This is a genomic window from Psychromonas sp. MME2, from assembly GCF_040566515.1.
Taxonomy (GTDB): domain Bacteria; phylum Pseudomonadota; class Gammaproteobacteria; order Enterobacterales; family Psychromonadaceae; genus Psychromonas.
Genome location: NZ_JBEWXI010000002.1, coordinates 680,098 through 706,527, shown reverse-complemented (window position 1 = coordinate 706,527; position 26,430 = coordinate 680,098). Strand labels below are relative to the sequence as shown.

The 26,430-nt window shown below is 42.8% G+C and carries 19 protein-coding genes and 3 pseudogenes; 12 read left to right on the top strand and 10 right to left on the bottom strand.

Annotated elements, in window-relative coordinates; genetic code table 11:
• Positions 1-32 precede the first annotated feature (32 nt).
• The 3 genes from AB1A03_RS03590 to AB1A03_RS03580 are packed head-to-tail and all read left to right on the top strand — an operon-like array spanning position 33 to position 2,370.
• Complete coding sequence (locus AB1A03_RS03590) at positions 33-500, top strand: DNA-binding transcriptional response regulator (RefSeq protein ID WP_354623202.1); 468 nt, start codon at positions 33-35, stop codon at positions 498-500.
• A complete protein-coding gene (locus AB1A03_RS03585; RefSeq protein WP_354623201.1) occupies positions 490-1,464 on the top strand; it encodes a response regulator in 975 nt (324 codons plus the stop codon). Before AB1A03_RS03590 ends, AB1A03_RS03585 begins: the two co-directional genes overlap by 11 nt.
• 12 nt (positions 1,465-1,476) lie before the next feature.
• Positions 1,477-2,370, top strand: coding sequence for a GGDEF domain-containing response regulator (locus tag AB1A03_RS03580; protein WP_354623199.1), 894 nt, complete (start codon positions 1,477-1,479; stop codon positions 2,368-2,370).
• A gap of 55 nt (positions 2,371-2,425) precedes the next feature.
• Here the strand turns inward: AB1A03_RS03580 and AB1A03_RS03575 are convergent.
• The 7 genes and pseudogenes from AB1A03_RS03575 to AB1A03_RS03545 form a co-directional block, all read right to left on the bottom strand.
• Positions 2,426-5,544, bottom strand: a pseudogene (locus AB1A03_RS03575) (multidrug efflux RND transporter permease subunit).
• Positions 5,544-6,599 carry an efflux RND transporter periplasmic adaptor subunit gene (locus AB1A03_RS03570; protein ID WP_354623198.1) on the bottom strand — a complete coding sequence of 352 codons (1,056 nt, stop codon included), beginning with the start codon at positions 6,597-6,599 and terminating at the stop codon, positions 5,544-5,546. The pseudogene AB1A03_RS03575 and the gene AB1A03_RS03570 overlap by 1 nt, the downstream one beginning before the upstream one ends.
• Before the next feature lie 343 nt (positions 6,600-6,942).
• Positions 6,943-7,650, bottom strand: coding sequence for a hypothetical protein (locus tag AB1A03_RS03565; protein WP_354623197.1), 708 nt, complete (start codon positions 7,648-7,650; stop codon positions 6,943-6,945).
• Positions 7,647-10,793 (bottom strand): efflux RND transporter permease subunit, encoded by a 3,147-nt coding sequence (locus AB1A03_RS03560; RefSeq protein WP_354623196.1) that lies wholly within the window; start codon positions 10,791-10,793, stop codon positions 7,647-7,649. The genes AB1A03_RS03565 and AB1A03_RS03560 overlap by 4 nt, the downstream gene beginning before the upstream one ends.
• Positions 10,790-12,229, bottom strand: a complete 1,440-nt coding sequence (locus AB1A03_RS03555) for an efflux RND transporter periplasmic adaptor subunit (RefSeq protein ID WP_354623195.1) — start codon at positions 12,227-12,229, stop codon at positions 10,790-10,792. The genes AB1A03_RS03560 and AB1A03_RS03555 overlap by 4 nt, the downstream gene beginning before the upstream one ends.
• 12 nt (positions 12,230-12,241) lie before the next feature.
• The gene (locus tag AB1A03_RS03550; RefSeq protein WP_354623193.1) at positions 12,242-13,537 is read right to left on the bottom strand and encodes a TolC family protein; all 1,296 of its coding nucleotides are present in this window, start codon (positions 13,535-13,537) and stop codon (positions 12,242-12,244) included.
• Between the two features lie 139 nt (positions 13,538-13,676).
• Positions 13,677-14,039 (bottom strand): hypothetical protein, encoded by a 363-nt coding sequence (locus AB1A03_RS03545; RefSeq protein ID WP_354623192.1) that lies wholly within the window; start codon positions 14,037-14,039, stop codon positions 13,677-13,679.
• Positions 14,040-14,194: 155 nt separating this feature from the next.
• On the opposite strand from AB1A03_RS03545, the pseudogene AB1A03_RS03540 reads away from it, so the two are divergent.
• The 3 genes and pseudogenes from AB1A03_RS03540 to AB1A03_RS03530 form a co-directional block, all read left to right on the top strand.
• A pseudogene (locus AB1A03_RS03540) lies at positions 14,195-14,635 on the top strand (cation transporter); the annotation flags it as partial.
• Between the two features lie 653 nt (positions 14,636-15,288).
• Positions 15,289-16,742 (top strand): annotated as a pseudogene (locus tag AB1A03_RS03535) (copper-translocating P-type ATPase).
• A gap of 60 nt (positions 16,743-16,802) precedes the next feature.
• The gene (locus tag AB1A03_RS03530; protein ID WP_354623191.1) at positions 16,803-17,192 is read left to right on the top strand and encodes a MerR family transcriptional regulator; all 390 of its coding nucleotides are present in this window, start codon (positions 16,803-16,805) and stop codon (positions 17,190-17,192) included.
• Between the two features lie 8 nt (positions 17,193-17,200).
• On the opposite strand, the gene cra is transcribed toward AB1A03_RS03530, so the two are convergent.
• Positions 17,201-18,184, bottom strand: coding sequence for a catabolite repressor/activator (cra, locus tag AB1A03_RS03525; RefSeq protein WP_354623190.1), 984 nt, complete (start codon positions 18,182-18,184; stop codon positions 17,201-17,203).
• Positions 18,185-18,404: 220 nt separating this feature from the next.
• On the opposite strand from cra, the gene AB1A03_RS03520 reads away from it, so the two are divergent.
• From AB1A03_RS03520 to fruA, 4 genes are read left to right on the top strand one after another with little or no spacing between them, the layout of a single operon-like run.
• Positions 18,405-18,827 (top strand): PTS sugar transporter subunit IIA, encoded by a 423-nt coding sequence (locus AB1A03_RS03520; RefSeq protein ID WP_354623189.1) that lies wholly within the window; start codon positions 18,405-18,407, stop codon positions 18,825-18,827.
• Entirely contained in the window at positions 18,796-19,527 is a 732-nt protein-coding gene (locus AB1A03_RS03515) for an HPr family phosphocarrier protein (protein ID WP_354623188.1), read from the top strand. Before AB1A03_RS03520 ends, AB1A03_RS03515 begins: the two co-directional genes overlap by 32 nt.
• Positions 19,524-20,477, top strand: coding sequence for a 1-phosphofructokinase (pfkB, locus tag AB1A03_RS03510; RefSeq protein WP_354623187.1), 954 nt, complete (start codon positions 19,524-19,526; stop codon positions 20,475-20,477). Before AB1A03_RS03515 ends, pfkB begins: the two co-directional genes overlap by 4 nt.
• A gap of 1 nt (position 20,478) precedes the next feature.
• Positions 20,479-22,215, top strand: a complete 1,737-nt coding sequence (fruA, locus tag AB1A03_RS03505) for a PTS fructose transporter subunit IIBC (protein ID WP_354623186.1) — start codon at positions 20,479-20,481, stop codon at positions 22,213-22,215.
• Positions 22,216-22,282: 67 nt separating this feature from the next.
• On the opposite strand, the gene AB1A03_RS03500 is transcribed toward fruA, so the two are convergent.
• Together AB1A03_RS03500 and AB1A03_RS03495 are read right to left on the bottom strand one after the other, a co-directional pair.
• A complete protein-coding gene (locus tag AB1A03_RS03500; protein ID WP_502945920.1) occupies positions 22,283-23,389 on the bottom strand; it encodes a protein kinase family protein in 1,107 nt (368 codons plus the stop codon).
• A 36-nt stretch (positions 23,390-23,425) separates the two neighbouring features.
• The gene (locus tag AB1A03_RS03495; protein WP_502945909.1) at positions 23,426-24,415 is read right to left on the bottom strand and encodes an aldo/keto reductase; all 990 of its coding nucleotides are present in this window, start codon (positions 24,413-24,415) and stop codon (positions 23,426-23,428) included.
• Between the two features lie 154 nt (positions 24,416-24,569).
• On the opposite strand from AB1A03_RS03495, the gene AB1A03_RS03490 reads away from it, so the two are divergent.
• Complete coding sequence (locus AB1A03_RS03490) at positions 24,570-25,472, top strand: LysR family transcriptional regulator (RefSeq protein ID WP_354623183.1); 903 nt, start codon at positions 24,570-24,572, stop codon at positions 25,470-25,472.
• A 194-nt stretch (positions 25,473-25,666) separates the two neighbouring features.
• Complete coding sequence (locus AB1A03_RS03485; RefSeq protein ID WP_354623182.1) at positions 25,667-26,398, top strand: hypothetical protein; 732 nt, start codon at positions 25,667-25,669, stop codon at positions 26,396-26,398.
• Positions 26,399-26,430: the final 32 nt, after the last annotated feature.

Genomic DNA, 26,430 nt, shown 5'->3' with positions numbered 1-26,430 from the left:
TTATTGATGGTAATGAAACCGTTCGACGGGAAATGACTGATATCGCAACACGGTTACAGTTTTCAAGCGACACTGCGCAATCAATACAGGATGGTATCGCAAAATTATCTGATAGCTTTAATGCCCCACACCATCGCTATGGTTTCATATTGGTGGATCAAAAAATGGGCAAAGCGTCTATACTCGAGCTAATTAAAGTAAACCAAGAACTTGCAGGAGAAAATCCCCCCTTTGTTATCTTAATGACTTCGCAACTGGCCGATAATCATGGGCTTGAAAATGCTATCGATGCCATATTAAAAAAACCTATAACCATAAAAAACCTTTTAATACAACTGGAAAACCTCAGTAATGGCATGCCACCACTACTAGAGAAAAACAGAGAACACAGCAATAAGTTACAGGGTATTAATATTTTAGTGGTCGAAGATAATCCTATCAATCAAGAAGTAGCGACCAAGTTGTTAGAAAAAAGGGGCGGCTGTCTATGTGGCAAATAATGGCTTAAAAGCATTAGAGCTAGTCAAGCAAAGCGATGGCGAATTTGATGTCATACTGATGGATATTCACATGCCGGGCATGAATGGTTACCAAACCTGTACACAAATACGCAAGCAGTATGATCAACAGCAATTACCCATTATCGCGTTATCTGCGATAACCGCATGTAATGTACAGAAAGAGATTTTAGATGTAGGATTCAATCTATTTATTGCTAAGCCTTTCGATCCAGAGACATTGTTTACCGCCATATTAGCCTCCGTCGCAAAATTAAAATCAGACCAATTTCCACTCCCTTTAAATAAACAGGTGCCAGCAACGCAATCGCTATTTCCAGCTCAACTATTAAGCACAGACTCGCCAATTAATATTGCCTCAGCCATAAAAAATGTCGGTGGTGATGCACTTTTTTTAAAAAAATTATTGCTGCAATTTTACGACAACCATGGCGATGACATAGTGGCGATTAACGATGCCTTCGCTGAACATAAATTCCAAGAGATCAAAAGAATAGCGCATACATTAAAAGGAGTAGCGGCAACCATTGCTGCCGAGACACTTTACCAAGACGCTAAAAACCTAGAAAACCTCGCGGGACAGAGTGCATCTTCATCTAAAGTCGCAATTGACAAACTAGCCATGAGCTTTAAACTAGTTAAAGATACCCTCCAGGAATTACTTGATAATATTACAGTTCACAGTAAGTCATGTGATAACCTTGCAGGTAACAAAATTCCTAACAGAGAAAAAGTAACTCATACTTTTAAGCTCCTTGAAAAATCGCTCCGTGATGGGGCATTTGAGGCGAAGCAGCATCTATCTGAGCTACAATGCCTGCTCAATGATGATGATAGTAATATCGATATGACACCCTTAACAATCTTGCTCGATAACTTTGAATTTGAGGCCGCACATAGCAAACTGCTAGAGATGCTCAAGGCATCTGCAATAGATATTAGCTAGGAACAAAAGAAAATGACCAGCAAAAGCACCATTCTTATCGTTGATGATGAGCCGCTTTATATTGATGTACTAGCGCAGTGTTTATCCGCTGATTATCATATTATTGTCGCTCGTAACTCTAAAGAGGTGCTACAGCGGCTGAAAAACACCATTCCAGATTTAATACTACTAGATATCGTGATGCCCGACGTCTGTGGTTATGAAATTTGTGAATCTCTAAAAGAGTCTCCCCTATTCGCTAAAATACCGGTTATTTTTATCTCTGCGTTAGATGAAATGGATAATGAGATTAGAGGGTTAGAGCTTGGCGCCGTCGACTTTTTTTCCAAACCCTTTCGTTTACCTTTGATTAAACTGCGCATAAAAAACCATTTAAAACTGATAGAACAGAGTAAATTATTGCAGCAGCTAGTAAATGAAGATGCGCTTACGGGTATTGCTAATCGTCGTAAGTTTGATGAGTTTTTAGCAAGAGAATGGTTGCTTTCACAACGTTATCACTCGCAATTATCATTATTAATGATCGATATTGACTATTTTAAACAATATAACGACACCTATGGCCATGCAGCCGGTGACCAATGTTTGCTGAGCGTTGCACAAACGCTATCAAGTTTAATCGCACGGAGAACCGATATTGTTTGCCGCTATGGTGGTGAAGAGTTTACCGTTATTTTACCCGATTCAACACCTGAGGCTGCCATGCAGATAGCGGAAAAGCTGCGCCTTGGTATCGAAAATTTAGCACTTCCACACCAAGGCTCTCAGGTCTCAAATTGCCTCAGCATTAGTATTGGAGTTGCCACCACCATAGGTGAGCAAAACGGGGATGCAGCCACTTTAATTAAAATGGCTGACGAAAACCTGTACCTTGCTAAAAAAGCAGGTAGAAACCGCGTCATGTAACAGCAACACTAAATCCGTTAATGATTAACGGGCTTAGTGTCACAATCCATCATTATTAATCGATATTTCTCGCCTGTTTATCTATTTGATTTTCAGCAAGTTCTGCTTCTAATAATTGCTGTACATAACCCGGAGAATGGGTGTTGCCAGAAATGAGGCGATACATTGCAGGAATGACCAAGAGGGTGATGAAGGTAGCAAAGGACATACCAAAAAAGACCACAGTTCCACGGCAATTCGACTTTCATAACCTGCTCCCGTTGATAAAATAAGCGGTATAGCGCCTGCTAAAGTAGTAAATGCAGTCATTAAGATCGGTTTTAAACGACGCGCAGAAGAATCAATAATCGCCTTATCTAAACTCACCCCTTTATCACGCAATTGATTGGCAAACTCGACAATTAAGATACCATTTTTAGTAACCATGCCGATCAGCATTAGCATGCCGATTTGGCTATATATATTGAGTCCCAGCTGCATCAAATTCAAGCCAATAAACCCGCCTACGACGCCCATTGGTACGGTTAACATAACAACTAGCGGATTAATAAAACTTTCAAATTGTGCCGCCAACACTAAGTAGGCGACCAACAAAGCTAAAGCAAAGACAATTAAGACGCTACTTTGATTTTCCTTAAAATCCTTCGATTCACCGGAATAATAGATAGATATATCCCCCGGTAACAATGATGCGGATTGCGCATCTAAATAATCTAATACCTGCCCCAGAGAGTAACTGCCCCCCATATTCCCCTCGATAGTGATCGATTTTTGTTTACTAGTATGAGAGAGTCTATTGGCACCTGCTTGTTCTTCTATGTTTGTCACGGTATCGAGGGTGATCAATTGCCCACTGCGACTGCGCATATAAATTTGGCTTAAATCGGTAACATTATTAAAACTATTTTCATCTCCACGTAGATAGACATCGTACTCTTGACCGCGCTCAACATAGGTTGTTTCAGATCGTCCACCTAGCATCACTTCAAGGGTACTGGATATATCACTGACACTAATGCCCAATTCTGCCGCGCGTTCTTTATCAATAGACACCACCAATTCAGGTGTTTTCTCTGAATAATTGAGTTGCCCATCGCTTAAGTAACCAGCTTGTTCTGCTTTATCCTTGAGTAATTCAGCCCATTCATTCAGTTCACTATAATCAGAACCAGCTAAGACAAATTCCACTGGATTATTGGAGCCACCTCGGAATCCGGGCAGAAGCGGTCTGACTTTCACATCAGGAATATCGGCAAGCGCCTTTTGTACCACGCCAAGGGCTTGCTGGGCACTCTTATCTCGTGCAGCCCAATCCTCCAACACCATGATCACAAAACCAGTTTGATCGCCCGCGTTTCCTCCAAAGGCGGGCGCTTGGGTGCTGATTGACTTGATCAACCCCTCCCCTAATAGAGGTAGCAAACGCGCCTCGACAATATCCATATTGGCCGTCATACGGTTATAACTGGTTCCTTCCGCGCCTTTAACAAAAGCAAAAATAACACCGCGATCTTCCTGTGGTGCTAATTGACTCGGTATCGCCTTAAAGAGAAACAGACAGCCTGTAATACAGGCGATAATCACAAAAGGAGCAGCATAACGGAAACGGATTGCCTGCTTCACGATATCTCGATAAAAACCTTCTAAGCGCTGGAAAAGTTCATCTGTAAAACGGTTAAAAGCATTCGGTTTGCGTTTAGCGGAAAGAATTTTACTGCTCAATACGGGCGTTAAAGTTAACGCAATAAGTGAAGAGAAGATAACTGACACCGACAGTAATACCGAAAACTCAGTGAACAATAGACCAACCATGCCATCCATAAAAGAGATAGGTAAAAAGACCATCACCAACACAAGCGTGGTGGCAATAACCGCAAACCCCACTTCACGCGTCCCTTTGTACGCCGCTAATAGCGGTTTTTCACCTCGGTCAATATGGTGAAATATGTTTTCGACCACCACAATGGCATCATCCACGACCAAACCGATGGCTAAAATGAGTGCCATTAAGGTGATTAAGTTAATGGAAAAGCCCAAGGAGTAAGCAACAATAAAAGAGGAGATCAAAGAGACAGGAACGGTGATAGCGGGGATCAACGTAGCACGCGCTTGCCCGATAAAAATATACAAAACCAGAATCACCAAACCGCCAGTAATAAACAGGGTCTGATAAACTTCACTTATCGATTGTTTGACAAATACAGTCGCATCGTAATCAACTTTGAGCGTGGTATTTTCCGGTAAGAACTGTTGGATATTGTCCACTTCTTGCTGCACCGCTTGCGCCACCTGCAAAGGGTTTGCATCGGTTTGCGGAATAATACCTAAGCTAAGATTAATTTCACCATTACTTTTAAAGGAGGAATTTTCATTCTCAGCACCAACGGACACCTTAGCAACATCTTTTAAATAGATTGGTGTGCCATCATTAGCGGTGCGTACCACCAGATAATCAAAGTCCTGAGGGGTTTCATATAAACGTGCCGCTCGCACTGACATAACAGTCGTATCGTTACGCACTTCACCCGCGGGATTTTCAATATTTTCGCTTTTCAGTGCATCGAGAATATCTTTGGTCGTCACCCCACGCCCCGCCATCAAATCAGGGAACAATTTCACGTACATTACCTGATACAAGCCACCGGACAATGATACCGAGCTGACACCAGAAATGAGGCTAAATCTATCTTCTAGGACACGCTCCGCATAATCTGTTAACTGTGTTCGATCCATCACCGTTGAATTAAGATTTATGTAGATAGAAGGCTCACCCGCGCCATTATTTTTAGAGACAATGGGCGCATCCACTTGATCGGGTAAACGGCGTATCGATTTTGAGACCGCGTCACGTATATCACTGACACCTTCCGTTAAATCCCAACCGAGTTCAAAGGTAACGGTAATACGAGACATGCCATTACGCGACACCGAAGTGATATCATCAATACCACTAATACTGGTGATTTGCTCTTCAATCACCGAGGTTATTTGACTTTCCATGATCGAGGCAGCAGCACCATCGTAACGGGTATTAATGGTCACCACGGGGCTTTCTACATCGGGCATTTCACGCACTGCGAGTTTTGAAAAAGAGACACCACCAAAGACACAGAGCAATAAACTCAATACAATCGCGACAACGGGTCGTTTTACCGCTGTATCAGAGAGCCACATCAGTGCACCTCCCGGTTATCTTTTGGGTCACCTAAATCTTTAATCAATAGGCCATCACGCATATTCACTAAGCCCTGTACAACGACCACATCGCCGACGTTAACGCCTTTTTCAATGAGCACACTATCATTGATACGTGCACCGAGTATCACCTCTTGGCGTGTTACACGACTCTCTTTATCAATCACATACACAAAACGTTTACTACCTGAATATTCAAGCGCTTGAATAGGGATAATAGCTTGTTCCACGGCAGGGAAATTCACTTTCGCTGACATCATTAAGCCCGGTTTCAGTTGTAGCTGCTGATTAGCAAACTGTACTCGTACACGTAAATTAAGTGTATCGCTGTTAATACGAGAGTCGATCGCTTTGATCTCTCCGATAAAACGGTTATCAGGCCAGGCATAGGTCGTTGCACTAACGGGCATGCCAATCCTAAGCTGAGAAAGATGACGCTCAGGGATATGTAAATCAAGATCCATTACTGACAAGTCATCTAAGGTTAGTAAGCTTTCACCTACATTAACGAGTTTACCTAAACTAAAATCAATAAAGCCCAAGGTACCTGAAAATGGAGCGCGTAAATAATGTAAATCGAGGTGAACCTTTGCCGCCTGTAAACGGGCCGCTGCAATTTCTACCAACGCCGACTGGGCATCGACCTGTGTTCGTGAAGTGGCATTTTTTAACAATAACTTACTAAATTCAGCTAACTTACGTTTTTCATCCGCCAAATAGGCTTGCGCTTCAAGTAGTTCCGTTTGTGCCGTTTGATCATCAAGTTGTACCAATAACTGTCCAGCTTTTACCTGTTGATTGGCTTTAACATGAATAGCACTGATTTTACCTGATACTTCAAAGGCCAAATTCACAAAGTGCTGCGATTGCAACTTACCGATTAAGGAGATCGATTGCGCCCTCTCTTGCAGTCCAACAACTTCGGTCTTGACGGGTACGGCACGTGGCGCAGGGGCTGCCTGCTTGGCGACACTAAACGGGGTAATCACAAGGGAAAATAATACGCAGCTAAGCGCAAATAGTTTTTTATTCATAACTCTCTTCTGAATAAATAGCCCCAATTGAGGGGAACAAATAGATACAATCGCGTTATTTTAGCAGAAATACCCTCAATAACCTTGCCCAGTTTAAAAAAGAAAGCAACCGTGCTGCAACGGTTGCTTTCATTATTATAGCAATCGGAATAATACCAATTCCGATAAATAGCTGATCTATTTTACTGGTTAAAACAACTTACTGCTGCGTTGTAATTTTCGCAAAGGGAATAACCATTTACGTCAAATTACGCCTTGAATTAAGCTGTTTATCCTACGCGAAATTTAGATCACATACTTACCGGAGTTGGTATAAATCGCAGATCAATTTTACGGGTTAAAATCAATCACAATGTTGACGGAATTTTTGATGACTTTTTTTACTGTGCTCTTTTATTTTTTCTAAAATCTCTTTAATTTTAGCTTTATCTTTGGTTTGATTTAACGCTTTAAAGAGATCCTGTAGTTCCATCATTCCCTGAGAATACTTCATATGTTGATGATGTTGCTCAGCACTCATTCCCTCCATTGTCGGCATAGCGGACATATCATGATCCATCTCCATATCAAGGTCCATGTCGTGATCCGTTTCATGATCATGTTTATCCTTCATATGGTTATGTGCGTCTTTATCTTTTTTATCGCTCTTATCTTTTTTCTCTTTTTTATCCTTTTTATCTTTCTTATCTTTCTTATCTTTCTTATCTTTTTTCTCATCATGGGACATCTTGTCCATATCACTATGGTCCATCTCTTCCATGTGATCATCGTGCATCGCCTGCATGTTTTTTATTTTAACGGGTGTTTCCTGCGCAGCCTGCTCGCTTAACTTCAACAAGTTATCAAGATGGTCCTGCATCATTTTAGCATCATCTTTTTTAAACGCTTTTACATAGGCACGCAACTCACTTTTCATGTGCTTCATGTTTTCACCCAATCGTGTCTCTTTTATTTCACAACTGTCTTGATCGGCGAAGGCGCTAGAAAGTGGCATAGCCATAAAGAGTACGCCTGTTAGTGCTAATGCGATTTTACTTTTTCTGATATTCATAATGTTTCCTTTTTATAATGACCTTTGAAAATAGGGGTATAGCTCATTTTTTTCCACTGAAAATAGACTGCGGGTAAAATCAGCAGCGTTAATATGATGGCACTAACCATGCCGCCGATCATCGGTGTCGCGATACGCTGCATCACCGATGATCCCGTACCATCACCGTACATAATAGGTATTAAGCCGATGACCACGGTGGCCACCGTCATCATGATTGGGCGCACACGCAGCCCAGCCCCTTCCATAACAGCCTCTTTGAGATCATTAAGATTAAACTTTTCAAGCCGCTTATCCTGTTTTTCTCTTAATGCTTGATTTAAATACAATAGCATAATAACGCCAATTTCAATCGAAACGCCAGCGAGCGCGATAAAGCCGACACCAACGGCAACGGAGAAGTTATAGTCAAGTAAAAACATCAACCAAATCCCCCCCATTAAGGCAAAGGGCAAGGTCGAAAGAATCAACAATACTTCAGCTACTCGACGAAAAGCGAAATACAACAACAAAACAATAATAACGAGGGTCACAGGGATCACCTTGGCCAGACGCGCATTGGCTTTTTCCATGTACTCATATTGCCCAGACCAAGCTAACGAATAACCCGCTGGTAAATTAATTTGCTCATTGACTTGCCGCTCTGCCTCTTGCACATAGGAACCCAAATCACGGTTTTCGATGTCTACAAAAATCCAACCGTTAAGACGCGCATTTTCTGTTTTTATCATCGGCGCACCCGCTTCGATATAAACATTGGCGACATCGGCTAAACTGATGTTCATTTTATTTGCTGTGACTATCGGCAGTGTTTTCAAGGCAGTGACGGAATCACGATAATCATTCGGATAACGTAAATTAACGGGGTACCGCTCTAACCCTTCAATGGTTTCGGTAATGTTTTTACCCCCAATCGCCACGGCAACTAACTGCTGAATTTCCGCAATATTAAGCCCATAACGTCCAGCTTTCTCTCGGTCAATGTCGACCTTCACATAGCGTCCACCGGAGACTCGCTCAGCATAGACCGAGGCGGTTCCCTTAACCTCTTTTAAAATCAGCTCAACCTGCTTGCCGATTTTTTCGATTTCCGCTAAATCTGCTCCCGCAATTTTAATCCCGATGGGTGTTTTAATCCCCGTTGCCAACATATCAATACGTGTTTTTATCGGCATCACCCAAGCGTTAGTTAACCCCGGAAATTGAATCAAACTATCGAGTTCATCGATGATCATTTTTTTAGTCATGCCCGTGCGCCATTGCGCTTTGGGCTTAAATTGTATGGTGGTTTCAATCATGGTCAATGGTGCAGGGTCGGTGGCTGTTTCAGCACGGCCTATTTTCCCCCAAACGGTTTTCACTTCAGGCACGGTCTTAATCAGCTTATTGGTTTGCTGTAACAACTCACGCGCTTTACCGATGGAGATCCCCGGATAAGTAGTTGGCATATACATCAGATCACCCTCATCGAGAGGTGGAATAAACTCACTACCAATGTGACTGATCGGATAGAACCCCACTAATAAAATAGTGAATGCAGCACTGATCGCGAGTTTTGGGAAACGTAAACTCAGGGATAACGCAGGCATGTAAATAGCAATCAACAGGCGATTCAATGGATTTTTATGTTCAGCTAACACTTTGCCGCGAATAAAATAGCCCATTAATACTGGGATCAAGGTGATCGCCAGCCCTGCGGAGGCCGCCATCGCATAGGTTTTAGTAAAGGCCAGTGGCGAAAACATTTTGCCCGATTGCCCTTCCAAGGCAAAAACTGGTAGGAAACTAAAGGTGATTATTAGCAGTGAGAAAAACAGTGCTGGCCCCACTTCAAGGGTTGCTTTGCTAATTACCTGCCACCTATTTTCATCGTTTAGCTCGGTTTTCTCCATATGCTTATGGACATTTTCGATCATCACGATCGCCCCATCAACCATCGCGCCGATGGCAATGGCAATGCCGCCAAGGGACATAATATTAGCGTTAATTCCCTGCCAAGACATAATAATAAAGGCGACAAAAATACCTATGGGTAAACTGAGTAAGACCACCAAGGAGGAGCGGAAATGGAATAGGAAAGCGGCACAGATCAAAATGACCACAATAAACTCTTCCAGTAGCTTATGGTAAAGATTCTCTACCGCATCGGCAATGAGTTCAGAACGGTCATAGGTTGGCACAATTTCAACACCACTCGGCAAACTTTTTTGCAACTCATTCAGTTTCTCTTTAACCGCTGCGATGACACCCTGTGCATTTTCACCAAAGCGCATCACGATCACGCCACTGACCACTTCCCCTTCGCCGTTAAGTTCAGTAATACCACGGCGCATTTGTGGGCCTAGATTAATCGTTGCCACGTCCCCCAATAATAGCGGCGTCCCTCGCCTATTGACCTGTAATGGAATAGCCTTGAGATCATCTATCGATGAGAGATAACCGGATGTTCGCACCATGTATTCTGCTTCGCCCATCTCAATAACGCTAGCACCACTCTCTTGATTGGCACTCTGGATTGCCGCCATGATTTTGCTAAGCGATAGGTTGTAAGCACGTAACTTATTCGGATCAACCCGTACCTGATACTGCTTTACCATGCCGCCAACCGTTGCCACTTCGGAAACACCCGCAACGGTTTGCAGTTCAAATTTTAAGAACCAATCCTGTAAACTACGCAGTTCACTTAAATCGTGTTGACCACTTTTGTCCACCAGCGCATAACTGAATATCCAACCAACGCCCGTGGCATCAGGCCCCAAGGCTGAACGCGCCTCTTTAGGGAGATTTGGGGCAACTTGCGAAAGGTACTCCAATACCCGCGAGCGAGCCCAGTAGATATCGGTATTATCATCAAAAATGATGTAGACGTAGGAGTCACCAAAAAAGGAGTAACCACGTACCGTTTTTGCCCCCGGCACCGAGAGCATCGCGGTCGTCAGAGGATAAGTGACTTGATCTTCAACCACTTGCGGCGCTTGCCCCGGATAACTCGTCTTGATGATGACTTGTACATCGGAAAGATCGGGAATCGCATCAATCGGCGTTTTCTGTACGGCAAATATCCCATAGGCAACAATCGCCACGGTTATCAATAGCACCATAATGCGGTTTTTAATGGACCAATTTATGACCTTGGCAATCATGAGGTCACCTCACTCGCTACTCCACTAGCCGGCCAATTTACCCCTAAATCTAACCAATCGAGGGAATCATCGGGAATGGTCGAATCATATTCAGGCTCGACTGGTTTGGCTTTTTCAAGCTCTAACATTCGCTCAAAATCGGCACTAATACTGGACTCGGAGTCGAGTAAAAATTGTGCCGAGGTGACGATTTTATCTCCTTCATTTAAACCCGATAACACCTCGACCGAGTCTCTATTCTCTAACCCTAAATTAATGAGTACCGATTTGTACTGACCATTGCCTAAGGCTAAAACAGCACGGTTCATATTGCCCGCATAGATAACCGCTTGGCGTGGAATTTGTAATCTGTTTTTCTCAATTTCAGGCTGTAAAAGGACGCGTGCAAACATGTTCGGTTTTAATTGCGCATTGGGGTTATCAAACTGTAAACGTGCGACCAAGGTACGATTATTAACATTCATTTCTGGATAAATAAAACTAACAATACCCTGCCACGCCTGACCGGGAAAATAGTCTAGCTGCATAACGGCCTTATCGCCCAAGTTGACCAGAGAAGCCTGCCCTGCAAAAATTTCTACGTCCACCCAAACCGTGTCTAAATTGACCGCTTTGATAACCTGCGTGGCGGGTGAAATAAAGGCACCTTCATTTAATTTCAGTTCTGAGATCGTTCCTTTTTGCGGTGCATAGATCGTAATGTTCTGGGAAACTTTTTTACTTTTAGCGATTTTTTCAATCTGCTCACTATTCACCCCCAAGGCTTGTAAACGCACTTTCGATGAACGAATCAGTTCACTGCGTTGCAAATGCATGGCATTTAATAACGACTCTTGCGCTTGCACTAACTCTGGTGAATATAATGCAAATAGCGGATCGCCTTTGCCAACCTCAATGCCCACCGATTTCACGTAAAGTTTATCTATCCATCCCGATACGCGGCTATTAATCTGCCAAACGGCGTCATCATTCACCTGTACTGTACCGAGCGTGTTGATCTCCGTTGTAAAGTCACCTTTAACCACGGCAGCGGTACGTACACCTAAGTTATTCTCAACTTGCGCCGAAATCGTAACAAGGCCTGCTTCAGATTGCCCCGCGCTCTCTTCATAAACGGGTACTAAATCCATCCCCATCGGCGATTTACCGGGTTTATCACGGCGATAATTGGCATCCATCGGCGCAACCCAATAGAGGATTTTAGGCGCAGCTTTTGTAGCACTATTTGTTTCTGCATAGACAGGGACTAAATCCATCCCCATCGGTGATTTCCCGGGTTTATCACGGCGATAGTTGGCGTCCATCGGCGCAACCCAATATAAAATTTCTGGTTCAGCGTTTTTTTCACTGCTGGCAAATAGGCCATTGATCTGTTCTATATTGGCGGCAAAGAAGCCGACCACTAATCCTATGATTAAAATAATTAAATAACGCATCCTATTTTCCTATTACAGTGCTTGTAAATAACGAATTTTTGCAAGCATATTAAGGCTTTCAAAATAAAGTTGTTGATACTCTAATGTCAGGCTCTGCTCATGAATGTAAGCATCAATCACCGCTTTAAAGGAACGCGTATTAGATTGATAACTCTCCTCGACTATTTGACTATGCTGCTTTGCCTGTTTCAGTAAGCTAGTTTGATAACGCTGCATGCGCTCTTTTATCTGCTGATAATTAATCAATTCACTATTGAGCAACGCATTCAATTGGCGTAATAAGAGACGCTGTTCTGCTTGTTTTTGCCCCTTGTTATGTTGCGCAGAGATAAGCTGCTGATCTTGACGTTTATCGGTAAAGATAGGCAGATCCATGGAGACAAAGGCGCTCACCAGATCTGACCTTGACTGCCCCATCGCATCTTCACTAAAGCGCTGCCCGTAACCCACCTCGACCTTAAAACTCGGTTTATAGTTCTCTTCTGCAAAGGCAATGCCGTTATCCGCCACGCTAATGCCTTGCGTTAACGCTTTGGTTTTTGGATGCATGGTCAATAAATCATAATGATCCCCTTGCACCTTTGCAGTGCTGACATAGGAGAGGGTTTCAGACCATTGGGGAATATCACTGGGTAGCTTGTCGTAGGCATATTGACCAATATACTCACTCAGTAAGGTGCGATAGTTAAGGCGCTTCTGATTCAGTGACGCCAATTTTTCATCGAACTTACCTATCTCAATTTCTGCAGAAATCAAATCATCACTCTGTGCTAACCCCAAGGAGAATTTCGACTGCAGATCGCGATAAAAACCTAAAAAGAGGGCTTTATTTTCGTTAACGATTTGCATTGATTTATCAATAAATAAAATGTTAAACCAAAGTTCACGCACCGTTTTTTTTACGCTCAATTGGCGATCTAAGGCTTGCAAAACGGCTATTTCTGAACGCTGGTTAAAGCCAGCTTGGGTCAATTCTCGTTGTGAGCCTCGGCTAAATTGCTGCGCCACCCCAAAGCTAAGTTGGGTCATGGGATCTTGGTCTAACTCAAAATTATCCGTCGGGATATTCGCCATGCCTATTTTGATCATCGGATCGGCCAGCGTTGAACCTGCTACCCCTTGGGCAATCAAGGCGGCCTGTTTTGATTGATAGATCTGTTGTGCAGGATCGGATTTAATCGCCAAATATTCCGCATCCTCAAGACTCATTGCGGCGGCCAGATGATTGACAGCAAGTAAAATAGCAGTGCTCAACAAACGCGTCAGTAATGAACGACTTATAACTAATAAACAGGAGGTAATTTTCATCCTCTATTTCCTTCTCTCCCACACACTTCATTTGCGATAAACAGATAAAAATAAAGATGTTAGGGATAATAAATTAACTGTTTTTTATAATCATTAGGTGCATCAACACCTGAAAATAAATCTTCGTTTAAAAAAACAATTAGCCTATAAAGGGGGGCCGATATGGGGATTCGGAAAAATAATAGGGGGAGGAAGTGGTAACGGGGTGATAGCTTTGCAGCAAAATAAGTTGGCTAACAGAGGTATCATTATCAATAAAATAGAGAACAGAGACAACCGTCATCAAATCACAATCGCTTTGGCAATCCATCGTTTGCGCACTGTCATTGCTTGGACAATCTGTTTTATCCATCTCCATCGGCGCTTGCTTTAATCCCATCGACATCGGGCAGTGGCTCATGGAAACCATGCCATTATCCAATAAAGATGCAAATGCGGCCGCTTTCTGAGTGAAAGTCGCCATAATTGTCAGCATCAAAATTAAAGTAATCGCTTGTCTCATATTAACATCGATAGATAAATGGTATTTTTATAATAAGCCTTACCCCAAGGGGAATGTCAACGGAGATACGTCCATTTTATTTAATTGACCATTGACCTTAACGTTAGGGTAAGGTCTAAACTTCAATTATCGCTGTTTATGACTCAGGACTCACTATGCCTTCATCTCGCACTTTAACATTACCCATAGAGGGAATGAGCTGTAATGGCTGCGCCAATCGATTGCAACGCGCCTTCGATGAGATTGAGGGGGTCAGCGCGACCGTCGATTTTCCTAGCAAAAGTGCACAACTGACTATCGCGGCGAGTGTCGATTACGATAACAGCGTGCATGCGATTCTCGCCGTAATCAGCGCTAAAGGTTATCAAACCACCACGCCCTCTGATTATGACTCTGCCGATAAAAGCGCGACGCTAACCGTGATAGATAGCGGCAAAGCGGAAGCAGACGCAACTGAATTAACCGCACACAGTAATACGCAAGAATTACTGATTGAAGGTGCAACCTGTGCCAGCTGTGTCAATAAAATCGAAAAATCATTACATGCCCTGACTGGTGTACAACAGGCGCAAATGAATCTCCCCCTGCGAACCGTTTCCGTCACCGGTAATGTGGCGAAAGAAACATTAATAGCCACAATTGTTGCCGCTGGATATCAAGCCAAAAGCACGGGCAATGCCAGTGATCAGCAACTGCTCGAAGAAAAACAGCAAGCAGAACAAATAAATTATCAGAAATTAATAACCCAAATGTGGATCGCCCTAGGGCTGGGCATCCCGTTGATGCTATATGGCATGTTGGGCGGAGCAATGACCGTCAACACCGCTATCGAGCGAACTATTTGGCTAGTGATAGGGCTTATCTGCGTGGCAGTGATGTACTTTGCCGGGCGACATTTTTATATCGCAGCGTGGCGTGCTTTGCTTAACCATAGTGCCAGTATGGATACCTTAATCGCCTTGGGCACAGGAACCGCTTGGCTCTATTCTATGGTCGTGGTTATCTCCCCAGAAGCGTTACCAGAGATGGCTAGGCATCTCTATTTTGAAGCGAGTGCGATGATCATCGCCTTCGTTAATTTAGGGTTAGCACTGGAATTGAAAGCGCGCGGCCGCACGAGCGAAGCGATACAACGATTAATCGGCTTACAGGCAAAAACAGCGCGCGTTATCCGCAATGGTAAAGAGGTTGATATTGCCATCGCTGCGGTATTAGTTAACGATCTTGTTCGTGTTCGCCCGGTGAATGTATCCCCGTTGATGGTAAAGTCTGCGAAGGGACAACCAGCGTTGATGAATCGATGCTCACTGGCGAGCCGATGCCGGTTAAGAAAGGGGTCGATGACGAAGTCGCTGCAGGCACCATCAATAAAAGTGGCACGATTATTTTTCGCACCCTACGCGTGGGTAAAGAGACCGCACTCGCTCGCATCATCACCATGGTTAAACGAGCACAAAACGCTAAACCACCGATCGGACGTTTAGCCGATGTTATCGCTTCCTATTTTGTACCGACCATTATAATCATCGCTATCGGTAGTGCCTTAGCATGGCTAAATTTTGGCCCCCAACCCAGTATCGCCTTTGCCGTTGTTTCGGCGACCACCGTGCTGATCATCGCCTGCCCCTGTGCGCTAGGGCTAGCGACGCCGATGTCGGTGATGGTCGGTGTCGGCAAAGCAGCGGAAGCAGGTGTGTTAATTCGTAATGGCGAAGCGCTACAAAATGCATCAAAAATAACGGTTATGTTGCTCGATAAAACGGGCACCATCACCCTGGGTAAACCTAAGGTCACCGATATTTATATCACTAACAATATGGATGAAGCGCGTTTATTGGCACTGGCTGCCAGTTTAGAGTCGGGTTCTGAGCACCCGCTTGCAGAGGCGATTGTCGAGTCCGCCAAAGCGCGCAAGATAACGATTAACAGGGTCAGCGATTTTAATGCCATCGTTGCTCAAGGTGTCGAAGGAAAAGTGCAAAACAGGCAGCTCCTTTTGGGCAATCAGCAACTGATGGTCAGCCAAGGTATCGCCATTGATGATAACAGTCTCAAGGTCAGCAAAAAGATGGCTAAAGCCGCGAAAACGCCGATCTTCTTCGCCATTGATGGTCAATTAGCCTCCGTGATTGCCGTTGCTGACCCGATCAAAGAGGATTCCCTCGCCGCCATCAAACGTTTGCAAAAACGTGGTATCCGCGTGATCATGTTAACGGGGGATAATCAGGAGACAGCACAAGCGGTTGCCGATGACGTTGGCATCAGTGAGTTTTTTGCACAAGTCCCCCCGAAGATAAAGCGAAAAAGGTGGCGGAATTACAAGCGCAGGGTGAAATTGTCGGTATGACGGGAGATGGCATTAACGATGCGCCTGCACTGGCACTGGCCAATGTCGGCTTTGCCATTGGTACGGGCACCGATATTGCGATAGAGAGCGCCGATATCACTTTAATGCGCGGATCGCTGCATAGCCTTGCCGATGCGATTGCCGTGAGTAAAGCCACGCTGCGTAATATCAAACAAAATTTGGTCGGCGCATTTATTTACAATGTCGCAGGTGTTCCCATTGCTGCGGGGGTGTTATTCCCCTTTTTTGGCCTATTACTTAACCCGGTTATTGCTGGATGTGCGATGGCATTGTCATCACTCACCGTGGTCAGCAATGCGAATCGCTTACGTTTTTTTAAAGCCAAAACGGATTAAGAAAAGTTGCAACAGCGTTTCAATAAAAACGACGCATCAAATAGATAAAGAGGAACAACCATGCTAACTATTAGCCAAGCAGCAAAAGAGACGGGCTTATCGGTAAAGTCTATTCGTCACTATGAAGAGATTGGATTAATTTCACCGGCGCCGCGGGGTGACAATGAATATCGCTATTATCCCCCCAATTTAATTCAACAATTGCACTTTATTAAAAAAACCAAAGAGGCGGGGTTTAATTTAAAAGAGAGCAAGGCGTTATTAACCTTATCAGCGAATGAAGCTAGACGCAGCGCCGATGTCAAAGCGCTGTTGTCAGAAAAAATCGCTGAGCTACAAGGAAAAATTGAACGGCAACAGGCGGTCTTAAATAGTTTAAAAGCGATCACCGAAAAATGCTGTGGTGACGATAAACCAGATTGCCCGATTATTGATGCCTTTACTAATTAGCGAAATATTTACCGTTTAATTAATTTACGCGAAACAACGTCCACACCAGCTTGATAGTCACCGTTAGCCGCAGCTAATGCGAGCTGTAAAGCTTTATCGGCAATTATTTCGTATTGCTGTGGCAGTGATTGTATCTTTATGGGTAAAAAATCTAATAAACGATTGTCACCAAAGGTTCCTAAAGCGGTTGTTTGTAACAAATCAGGATACGCAGAGAGACAATCTAATACCCCTTCAAAGAGGGTATAAGAGGTGATGAGTAAGGCATCGGGAAAGCATCCTTGATCTATCCACTTCTGCGCTAAATACTTTCCTTGCTCAATACTAAAATGGTCACCGTAGGCATATTGTACACGCAAGGGATATTGATGTTTGCTAACGGCACTCTTAAAGCCCTGTTCACGCTCCTGCGAAACGTTAAAATTAGGCATGGCACCAATCAACCCAATAGAAGCCGGATTTTTACTCAATAACGAGGAGGTTAGGCTTAGCGCCCCCTCTAAATCTTCGCTAATAACATTGGCAAAAAATTGGTCATCCATACTTCGGTCAAGGGCGACAACGGGAACCCCCTTCGCTTGAATGTTACGATAAAAGCTATCGTTCGCAGCTAACGCACTCGCCACAAGTAGCACATCAATACGACGACTAAGTAAACTTTCCGCCACGCTCTTTTCTGTTTCAGGCTGGTCATCGGAGCAACAAATGATCAATTGAAACCCTGCTTTACGCGCATCTCGCTCTAATAATTTCGCTAACTTTGCATAACTTGAGTTTTCTAAATCAGGAATAATTAAACCGAATGTATGGCTATTACCCGCACGCAATGAGCTTGCTGTATAATTCGGTTTGTAATTATGTTCCTCGACCACCGCCATCACTTTTAGACGCGTTTTCTCGCTGATTCGATATTGCTCTGCCTTGCCATTGATCACATAACTTGCAGTAGTACGAGAGACACCCGCTAATTTAGCTATTTCTTCTAATTTCATCGTTAACTCGCAGTTGTTCAGTACAAAATCGTGAAGTTTATCGCAATTTTTTTACTAACCAATAAATAATTGTTTAAAAACTGATTGCAATCCTAGCTGAAACGATTCAGTATATCAACTGAATCGTTTCAGCAAACAAGCAAATAGTCACTACAGTGAATTTTTTGAATTACAAAACTACGCTTATTGTAATTTCAGCCAATATGATAGAGGTCCGAATATGTTAACCATTAGCAACAACGATATCGTACTTGCCCAAGTCGCGAATGATAAACAGCAGGCAATCAAATCTATTGCCAATAACTTAATTGATAAAGGTTATGTCGGATCCGGTTACCTAGACGGGATGCTCGCTCGCGAAGCACAAAACTCGACCTTTTTAGGTAGCGGCATTGCGATTCCGCACGGCACCACAGATACGCGTGACCAAGTAAAAAAAACGGCCATTGTGGTACATCACTTTCCTCAAGGTGTCGATTGGGGCGATGGTAATAAGGTTTACTTAGCAATTGGTATTGCTGCACAATCAGATCAACATTTAGCGATTTTGAAACAGCTAACAAAAGTGTTATCCGCCGATGGCGTTGAGCAACAACTACAGGAAGCGAACAGTGCAGAAGAGATCGTCGAATCTACTCAATAGCAAACTACAAACGGAAATTCTATTCACTAGCGACCTTATCCAATGCGCTTTTCCAGCAACCGATATATTACAACTCACCGCAGTAGTCGCTGGCCTCATCAAAAACCAAGATGCGGTAGAAAACGATTTTATTGCCGCTCTAATCAATAAAGAGGCAACCTACTTAGGTCAAGGTTTATGGCTAACAAGTAGCAATCAAGGTATCAAAAAAAGTGCACTCGCTTTAGTTACAGTGGCAACGCCATTTACCTATCAAGACAAACCAGTTAAAGGTTTATTATCTATTGCTAGCAACAACAAACTCCATTTAAATAATCTGGAAATATTAATTACATTGTTGCAAACAGAAAAAATTGAGTCGCTATTCAGCGCCTCTGCAACCGAGATCATCTCTCTATTGACGCAACAACAGCCTACAGGAATGCAACAGGTCTTTACCATTAAAAACCCACATGGTTTGCATGCTCGCCCCGGCGCAATGCTGGTTCATACCGCGAAACAATTTACCTCACAAATTCAGATGATCAACCTCAATGGTAGTGGCAAATCAGTGAATGCCAAGAGTTTGATGAAAGTAATGACGCTAGGTGTACAAGTTGGCCATCAATTACAGTTCAGCGCTGAAGGTGAAGATGCCGCACAGGCACTAGAAGCAATTGGTAAAGCCATTGCGCAAGGTTTAGGGGAGACTACAGTATGAAGGCACAATTAAAAGTCGTCACAGTGACCCTGAATCCCGCTTTAGACCTAACAGGTTCACTACAACAGTTAGCGATTGGTCACGTCAACCTCATTGAATCGGCTGATTTACATGCCGCAGGTAAAGGAATCAATGTCGCAAAAGTGTTAGCTGAACTAGGCGCAGCAGTGACGGTAAGTGGATTTCTAGGTAGTGACAATCAAGCACCATTTACACAATTATTTGATTCACTGAATATGAATGATCAATTCATCCGCGTTGCTGGCAATACACGCACCAATGTAAAAATTGTCGAAAATTCGGGGCAAGTAAGTGATCTTAATTTCCCGGGAATTAGCGTGACAGAAGCACATTTACAAGCCTTTGAAGATAAGTTGTTAGCACTCTCTCTAGATCACGATATTTTTGTGATAGCAGGTAGCTTACCGATAGGAATTGCACCTGAACGCTGCGCAAAATGGATAGAAACATTACAGAAAAAGGGTAAAAAAGTCTTTTTTGATAGCAGTAATGAAGCTCTTGTTGCTGGCGTTAAAAGTAACCCTTACCTAATCAAACCTAATGACCATGAGCTAACTATTTTAACCGATGCGCCACTGACTAACGACAGTGATATTCAACAAGCGGCACAAAAATTACAACGGCAAGGCTGTAGCAATGTGGTTATCTCATTAGGCGAAAAAGGTGCTTTATGGGTTCATCAAGATGGCTGGATAACCGCACAACCACCCCTAAGTGAAGTTGTGAGTACCGTTGGCGCAGGGGACACCCTAGTCGCGGGGCTATGTTGGGGAGAATTACAACAGTGGCCAAAAACGCAAACTCTTAGTTTTGCCACCGCACTTGCTTCGCTTGCAGTTAGTCAAGTCGGCGTTGGTGTTAATGATATTAACGCCGTACTAGCAGCACAAAACAATGTCCGTACAGAACAATCACCAAGAGGGATATAACATGAAATTAGCTATCGTAACAGCCTGCCCTAGTGGCATAGCCAATAGCATCATTGCTGCTGGTCTATTAGAAAAAGCGAGCAAGGAGTTAAATTGGCAAGTCAATATTGAGTGCCACTCGAGTATCATGCCTGTGCAGTCACTCACTACAGAGCAGATTGAAGAGGCAGAGTGCATTATTATTGCGACGAATACGCCCGTCGATAACAGTCGTTTTAAAGGTAAAAAAGTTTACCAATCCAATATCAGCGAATGTTTAACTGGTAGTAAAAGCTATTTACAAAACGCCGTTGATAAAGCAACGCTACTAACCGAAGTAACGACCGTTAACACGGTTGCAGCAACCTCGGTACAACAAAAAATCGTCGCTATCACAGCCTGCCCAACGGGTGTTGCCCATACTTTTATGGCTGCTGCCGCACTAGAAGACCATGGTAAAGCTTTAGGTTATGAAGTCAAAGTTGAAACTCGCGGCTCAGTGGGTGCTAAAAATCAACTCACAGAAGACGATATTAAAGCCGCTGACATGGTTATTATTGCTGCAGATATAGAAGTTGATTTAGCTCGTTTTAATGGTAAAAAACTATATAAAACAAGCACGGGTCTAGCATTGAAAAAAACAGATCAAGAAATTAACAAAGCATTTTCCGAAGCAACTATTTATCAACATAGCGAAAGCACCACATGCAGTAAAAAAGAGGAGCCTCAATCACACGGTTCGGCGATTTATAAGCATCTTATGACGGGGGTATCTTATATGCTACCCGTCGTTGTTGCTGGCGGCCTATTAATTGCACTCTCTTTTGTATTTGGTATTGAAGCCTTTAAAGAAGAGGGCACACTTGCCGCAGCATTAATGACTATCGGTGGCGCATCCGCGTTTGCATTAATGATCCCCGTATTATCAGGCTTCATCGCCTTCTCTATTGCCGATAGACCGGGACTTGCCCCAGGTTTAATTGGCGGTATGTTAGCAAGCTCTACTGGCGCGGGTTTTCTTGGTGGTATTCTTGCCGGCTTTATCGCAGGTTACACCGCTAAATTCATTGCTGATAAAGTAAAAATTCCAGACTCAATGGCGGCACTTAAACCAATCTTAATCATCCCCTTATTCGCAACTTTAATTACCGGTTTGATTATGATTTATGTTGTCGGTACACCGGTTTCTGCAATCATGTCAGGGTTAACTAATTTCCTCAGTAACATGGGTTCAGCTAATGCAATCTTTTTAGGTATTTTGCTGGGTGCGATGATGTGTTTCGACCTTGGTGGCCCAGTTAATAAAACGGCCTATGCGTTCGGTGTTGGTCTATTAGCATCACAATCCTATGCACCAATGGCAGCCATTATGGCTGCAGGTATGGTGCCAGCGTTAGGGATGGGACTAGCGACCTTCTTAGCAAAATCTAAATTCGTGGCTAGTGAAGCGGAAGCGGGTAAAGCCTCTTTTGTATTGGGACTCTGTTTTATCTCTGAAGGGGCAATTCCCTTTGCGGCACACGATCCATTACGTGTGATCCCATGCTGTATGGCTGGTGGAGCATTAACTGGTGCGCTATCTATGGTATTTGGTGCACATCTATTAGCGCCTCACGGGGGCTTATTCGTACTCTTTATTCCTGGTGCGATCACCCCGGTACTCCCCTACTTGCTGGCCATCGTTGCTGGTACGCTAGTAACAGGCTTTAGTTATGCCTTCCTAAAAAGAAGTGATAATAAGAAAGTAGCGACAGCTTAATCAATTACCCACTGCAATAAAAAACCCAGCAAGTCGCTGGGTTTTTCTATTTTAACGCAATGTTAATTTATCTCTGTGCTGAAAGTTGAAACTGTATTGCCTGTTGGCGATGCTCTCTGACCCTCGCTAATAGCTGCTGCTGTGTTTTCTCTTCATCACCAAAAAAGAGACCTTTGTTTTTTACTAATAAATCAAACTGCTCAGTCAATATAGACTCAATCACATCAACTCTTTTTAAGGTCATCTCGGTACACGACTGCCCATGTAGATCATCGTAAAGGTCGATAAGATGAGATCGATACCCTTCTATCACCAATAAATCTTCTAAGGTAACGCGTGATTGCAACGCCTCTTGCCAACGCTTGATTATTCCTTGAGTCCAAGCCAATATCGTTTGACTTGCCCCTCGTCTTTTTAGCTCACTATATTTAAATTGATATGCCTGTAAAGCTAGCCTTTTCTCTAATTCAAATAAAGCGAACACTGCATTTTCACCACTAGTCGATTGTAGATTCAATAAATGAGCAAAAAAATTGCGAGTCTCTAATCGTTCCGCACAATGAAATAACGGGTCTTTAATGCCATTGCTATTAAATTCAGTTAAGGGATCAAAGCGATAACAGTAGCCGAAATCAAATAGGTGAACACTTTTTCCATCATCGAGAATATTGCCAGGACAGAGATCCCACTCCATGAAACCGTGTAATTCGAATTGTACTAATGTGCTAAATAATTGCGTTAAAACACGTTCATTAAATGTCTGTAATATTTCTCCCTCAATCCACGGAGATAACAGAATTCCCTGCTGAAAGGATGCATACTCGGTATCGACTACGTGATGGAAAAATGCAGCCTTGCTCTGGTCATTTTTCAGCAGCTGAAAATCACGACGTCGCTGCACTTCGTTTAAGAAAGAGGTTTGACCATCGACATTTTTAACTAAGCTCTGCTCACGTTTTAACTTTAGCGTCCACGCAGAGCCGCCAGCCTGCAGTTTAAAGACCTGCGCCGTTAAACCATCAGAAAAATAATTGCGCACATAATCACTATCGATGCTGCTATTCTGTAATTGCGCGATCGAAAGAGGTAGCTGCTTCGCATCACCGATGAGAATATCCTGACCCGATTGTAAAAATGCTAACTGTGACTCTCTACGCTGCCCTTCTCGATTCATCAAAGTAAATACCCACTACCTTCATTTACAACTAACCTATGGCATCTCTTGACCACGAGCTGTTGCATACAGAGCGTACCAATCTTCTCTACTAAGGGTTACCTGCATCGCCTGCGCACTCGCTTTGATCCTATCAAGATGCGTAGTACCAATCACAGGTTGAATTTTTGCAGGGTGACGCATTAACCAAGCCAGCACGATAGCCTCATTGCTGACTTGATATTGATGAGCTAATTGCGCAACCAAATTAGCTGTTTGTTGAATATGCTGTGCTTGACTAGAAACATCTCGACCCGAAAATAGCCCTTGGCAGAGGCTCCCCCATGACTGAATCTGCATACCATGTTGACGGCAATATTCTAACGTGCCCGAAGTAAAATTAATGTCTCGACCGTCGGGGTTGCCAGTCATTATGCCATCTTCCAACCAATCTAATTTAGCCAGACTAATTTCGATTTGATTGGCAACGAGAGGAAAATCAAGCGCTGATTGCAGATAAGCGATTTGATGATGGTTCATATTCGAGACACCAAAGTGACGCACTTTGCCGCTATTTTTTATCTTTATTAGTGTGTCCGCAATTTCTTCCAACTCCATTAAGGGATCTGGACGATGCAGCATTAACAAATCTAAATATTCGCTATTTAATCGAGTGAGAATATTATCAACCGAAGACGTTACCCATTCTCTGGAAAAGTCATAACGTTTAGGACCATGTTCATCCGCAAAGCGAATGCCACACTTAGATTGAATATAAATGCGGTCTCGTAAATCAGGACGCTCTAATAGCACCTGCCCAAAGGCTTTTTCCGCCTTGCCAAAGGTGTATATATCGGCGTGATCGAAGAGATGAATGCCCGCCTCTAAAACAGTATCAACGACCTGATGCACTTGTTGAATATTCTCGCGTGTAACGGGATTTTGATCCCATTCGCCACCTAACCCCATACAACCGTATGCGATAGAATTCGCGTTTGCTAAATAGTGCGTTAAAGGAAGCTTAGATTGTTGGTTTTGCATTGTCATCTCCACGGGAATATTAATAGTCAGGTATTGTAATGGGTAAATAAACAAAGTTTAAGATGACAAAAATGAAAACATTGTTAGATATAAAGAACAATCTACCGTTATTTTTAGTTATGTCGTAAAATAATACCCTCTTTCTCCTTGGATAGTTACCATGCAGCAACATAAAAAAATTGAATGTTTAATGCTCTTTGTTGAGACGGCACAGCAACTTAGTTTTAGTAAGGCGGCAGAAAATTTATCCATTTCGCGAGGCTATCTATCGGATCAAATAAAAAAACTAGAAAAAGAACTCAAATGCCCTTTGCTCGTTCGAACCACTCGTTCAGTGCGCCTGACGCCAGAGGGCGAAAAAATTTTAGAACAGGGTAAAAAAATCAAAGCAACTATGTTGGATTTAGAGCGTAATGTTCATCAACAACATAATGCATTGTCAGGCACATTGAAGATCACCGCGCCGAAAATGTTTACCGAACGCTTTCTCTTAGACATTTGCCATGCGTTCAAGCTTATCCATCCAAATATCAATTTTATTATCGACTCTAGTTATACCAATTACGATTTAAGCCAAGATGACTTTGATTTAGCCTTTCGTGCAACCTTGTCTCCACCACAAAACATGGTCGCAAAAGAGTTATTTGTCTACCAACACTGTTTATGCGCTTCACCTCAATATTTATCGAAATATGGCATCCCAGAAAATTTAACCGAGCTCGCTTCACATGAATGTTTATCGGCAGTTGAAACACAGAGCTGGCCTTTGCAATCAAACGAACTTCCGATCAAAGGTTGGTTAACAATTAATGACCATTATTTACTCAAGCAGCAAGCAATCGCAGGCAAAGGGATCATTCGAGTGGCTAACTATTATGTAGATAAAGAGATCCAGTCAGGAAGCCTACAAAAAATATTAGAAAATGAGTATATCCATGGGCAAAGTATCTATCTACTTCATCCGCAATTAATCTACCCATCTGCTAAATTAAAGGCGTTCATCTCTTTTATTCAAGCGCAACTCAGCCTCGTTAAAATATCAAATCAAAATCTAATATCTTAAGATGAACAAACGACAAAATCATAAATTAGATTACAATACAGTAATGTACAATCTATGTTACGCTGCGAGCCCCTTATTTAACGGGTAAAAATATTTTGAAGCTATATTACAGAAAAATACATTCCTTATTTTTTTCCATAATGTTATTACCATGTTTAATAACAAAGGCTTATTCCGACGAAATCACATTACATGTGCCCATTGTCGATGAAAGCCCCCAATTACATCTATTTTTTCATGAACTTTTAGAAACCGCGATTACAGAAATTGGCCAGACACCACAACTCATCAGTACGAGATTACCCCAACGCAGAATAAAAAGTTATTTAGATCAAGGCCTCATATCTATCTATTGGGCAATAGAACACGATGAAGAAGACAAAAAATACATTCCGATTAAAGTTGGGCTAACGGCGGGTTTAATTGGCCAACGTATACTTCTCATAAAAAATGGCGATCAAAATATTTACAGCAAAGTAGATGACTTAGATTCATTTCGTGAGTTGGGGCTTGTCGCTGGAATGGGCAAAGATTGGTTTGATATCAGTGTTTGGAAAGCCAACAAGCTACTCTATAAAGAGGCGCATGGAAATTGGAAATCTATTTTTAAAATGATCCCCTATGGGCGTGATTATAATTACATTTCAAGGGGGATAAATGAAATACTTGTTGAGGCAGAAGAATATGATGACTTACAAATAGAGAGTAAATTAGTACTTATTTATAACCGCGATTTTCAGTTCTACCTCAGTAAAAATGGTGTAAATTCAGGTGAGAAATATCAACAAATTATTGAGTTAGCAATAAAAAACGCCCAAAAAAGTGGCTTGATAGATCGCCTAGTCAATAAGTACTGGGGAGATGCTTTTAAACGACTTAACTATGAAAACCGAGTTAAAATTTATCTGCAAACACCAGAGGCATAAACTAGCATGACGAAATATAACGCCAGCTATCT

Bases quoted from the DNA above. Each gene is read 5' to 3' on its own strand.
- AB1A03_RS03590 (WP_354623202.1), top strand. From the start codon at position 33: ATGACTGATATCGCAACACGGTTACAGTTTTCAAGCGACACTGCGCAA.
- AB1A03_RS03580 (WP_354623199.1), top strand. From the start codon at position 1,477: ATGACCAGCAAAAGCACCATTCTTATCGTTGATGATGAGCCGCTTTAT.
- AB1A03_RS03570 (WP_354623198.1), bottom strand. From the start codon at position 6,599: ATGAATAAAAAACTATTTGCGCTTAGCTGCGTATTATTTTCCCTTGTG.
- AB1A03_RS03565 (WP_354623197.1), bottom strand. From the start codon at position 7,650: ATGAATATCAGAAAAAGTAAAATCGCATTAGCACTAACAGGCGTACTC.
- AB1A03_RS03560 (WP_354623196.1), bottom strand. From the start codon at position 10,793: ATGATTGCCAAGGTCATAAATTGGTCCATTAAAAACCGCATTATGGTG.
- AB1A03_RS03555 (WP_354623195.1), bottom strand. From the start codon at position 12,229: ATGCGTTATTTAATTATTTTAATCATAGGATTAGTGGTCGGCTTCTTT.
- AB1A03_RS03550 (WP_354623193.1), bottom strand. From the start codon at position 13,537: ATGAAAATTACCTCCTGTTTATTAGTTATAAGTCGTTCATTACTGACG.
- AB1A03_RS03545 (WP_354623192.1), bottom strand. From the start codon at position 14,039: ATGAGACAAGCGATTACTTTAATTTTGATGCTGACAATTATGGCGACT.
- AB1A03_RS03530 (WP_354623191.1), top strand. From the start codon at position 16,803: ATGCTAACTATTAGCCAAGCAGCAAAAGAGACGGGCTTATCGGTAAAG.
- cra (WP_354623190.1), bottom strand. From the start codon at position 18,184: ATGAAATTAGAAGAAATAGCTAAATTAGCGGGTGTCTCTCGTACTACT.
- AB1A03_RS03520 (WP_354623189.1), top strand. From the start codon at position 18,405: ATGTTAACCATTAGCAACAACGATATCGTACTTGCCCAAGTCGCGAAT.
- pfkB (WP_354623187.1), top strand. From the start codon at position 19,524: ATGAAGGCACAATTAAAAGTCGTCACAGTGACCCTGAATCCCGCTTTA.
- fruA (WP_354623186.1), top strand. From the start codon at position 20,479: ATGAAATTAGCTATCGTAACAGCCTGCCCTAGTGGCATAGCCAATAGC.
- AB1A03_RS03500 (WP_502945920.1), bottom strand. From the start codon at position 23,389: ATGAATCGAGAAGGGCAGCGTAGAGAGTCACAGTTAGCATTTTTACAA.
- AB1A03_RS03495 (WP_502945909.1), bottom strand. From the start codon at position 24,415: ATGACAATGCAAAACCAACAATCTAAGCTTCCTTTAACGCACTATTTA.
- AB1A03_RS03490 (WP_354623183.1), top strand. From the start codon at position 24,570: ATGCAGCAACATAAAAAAATTGAATGTTTAATGCTCTTTGTTGAGACG.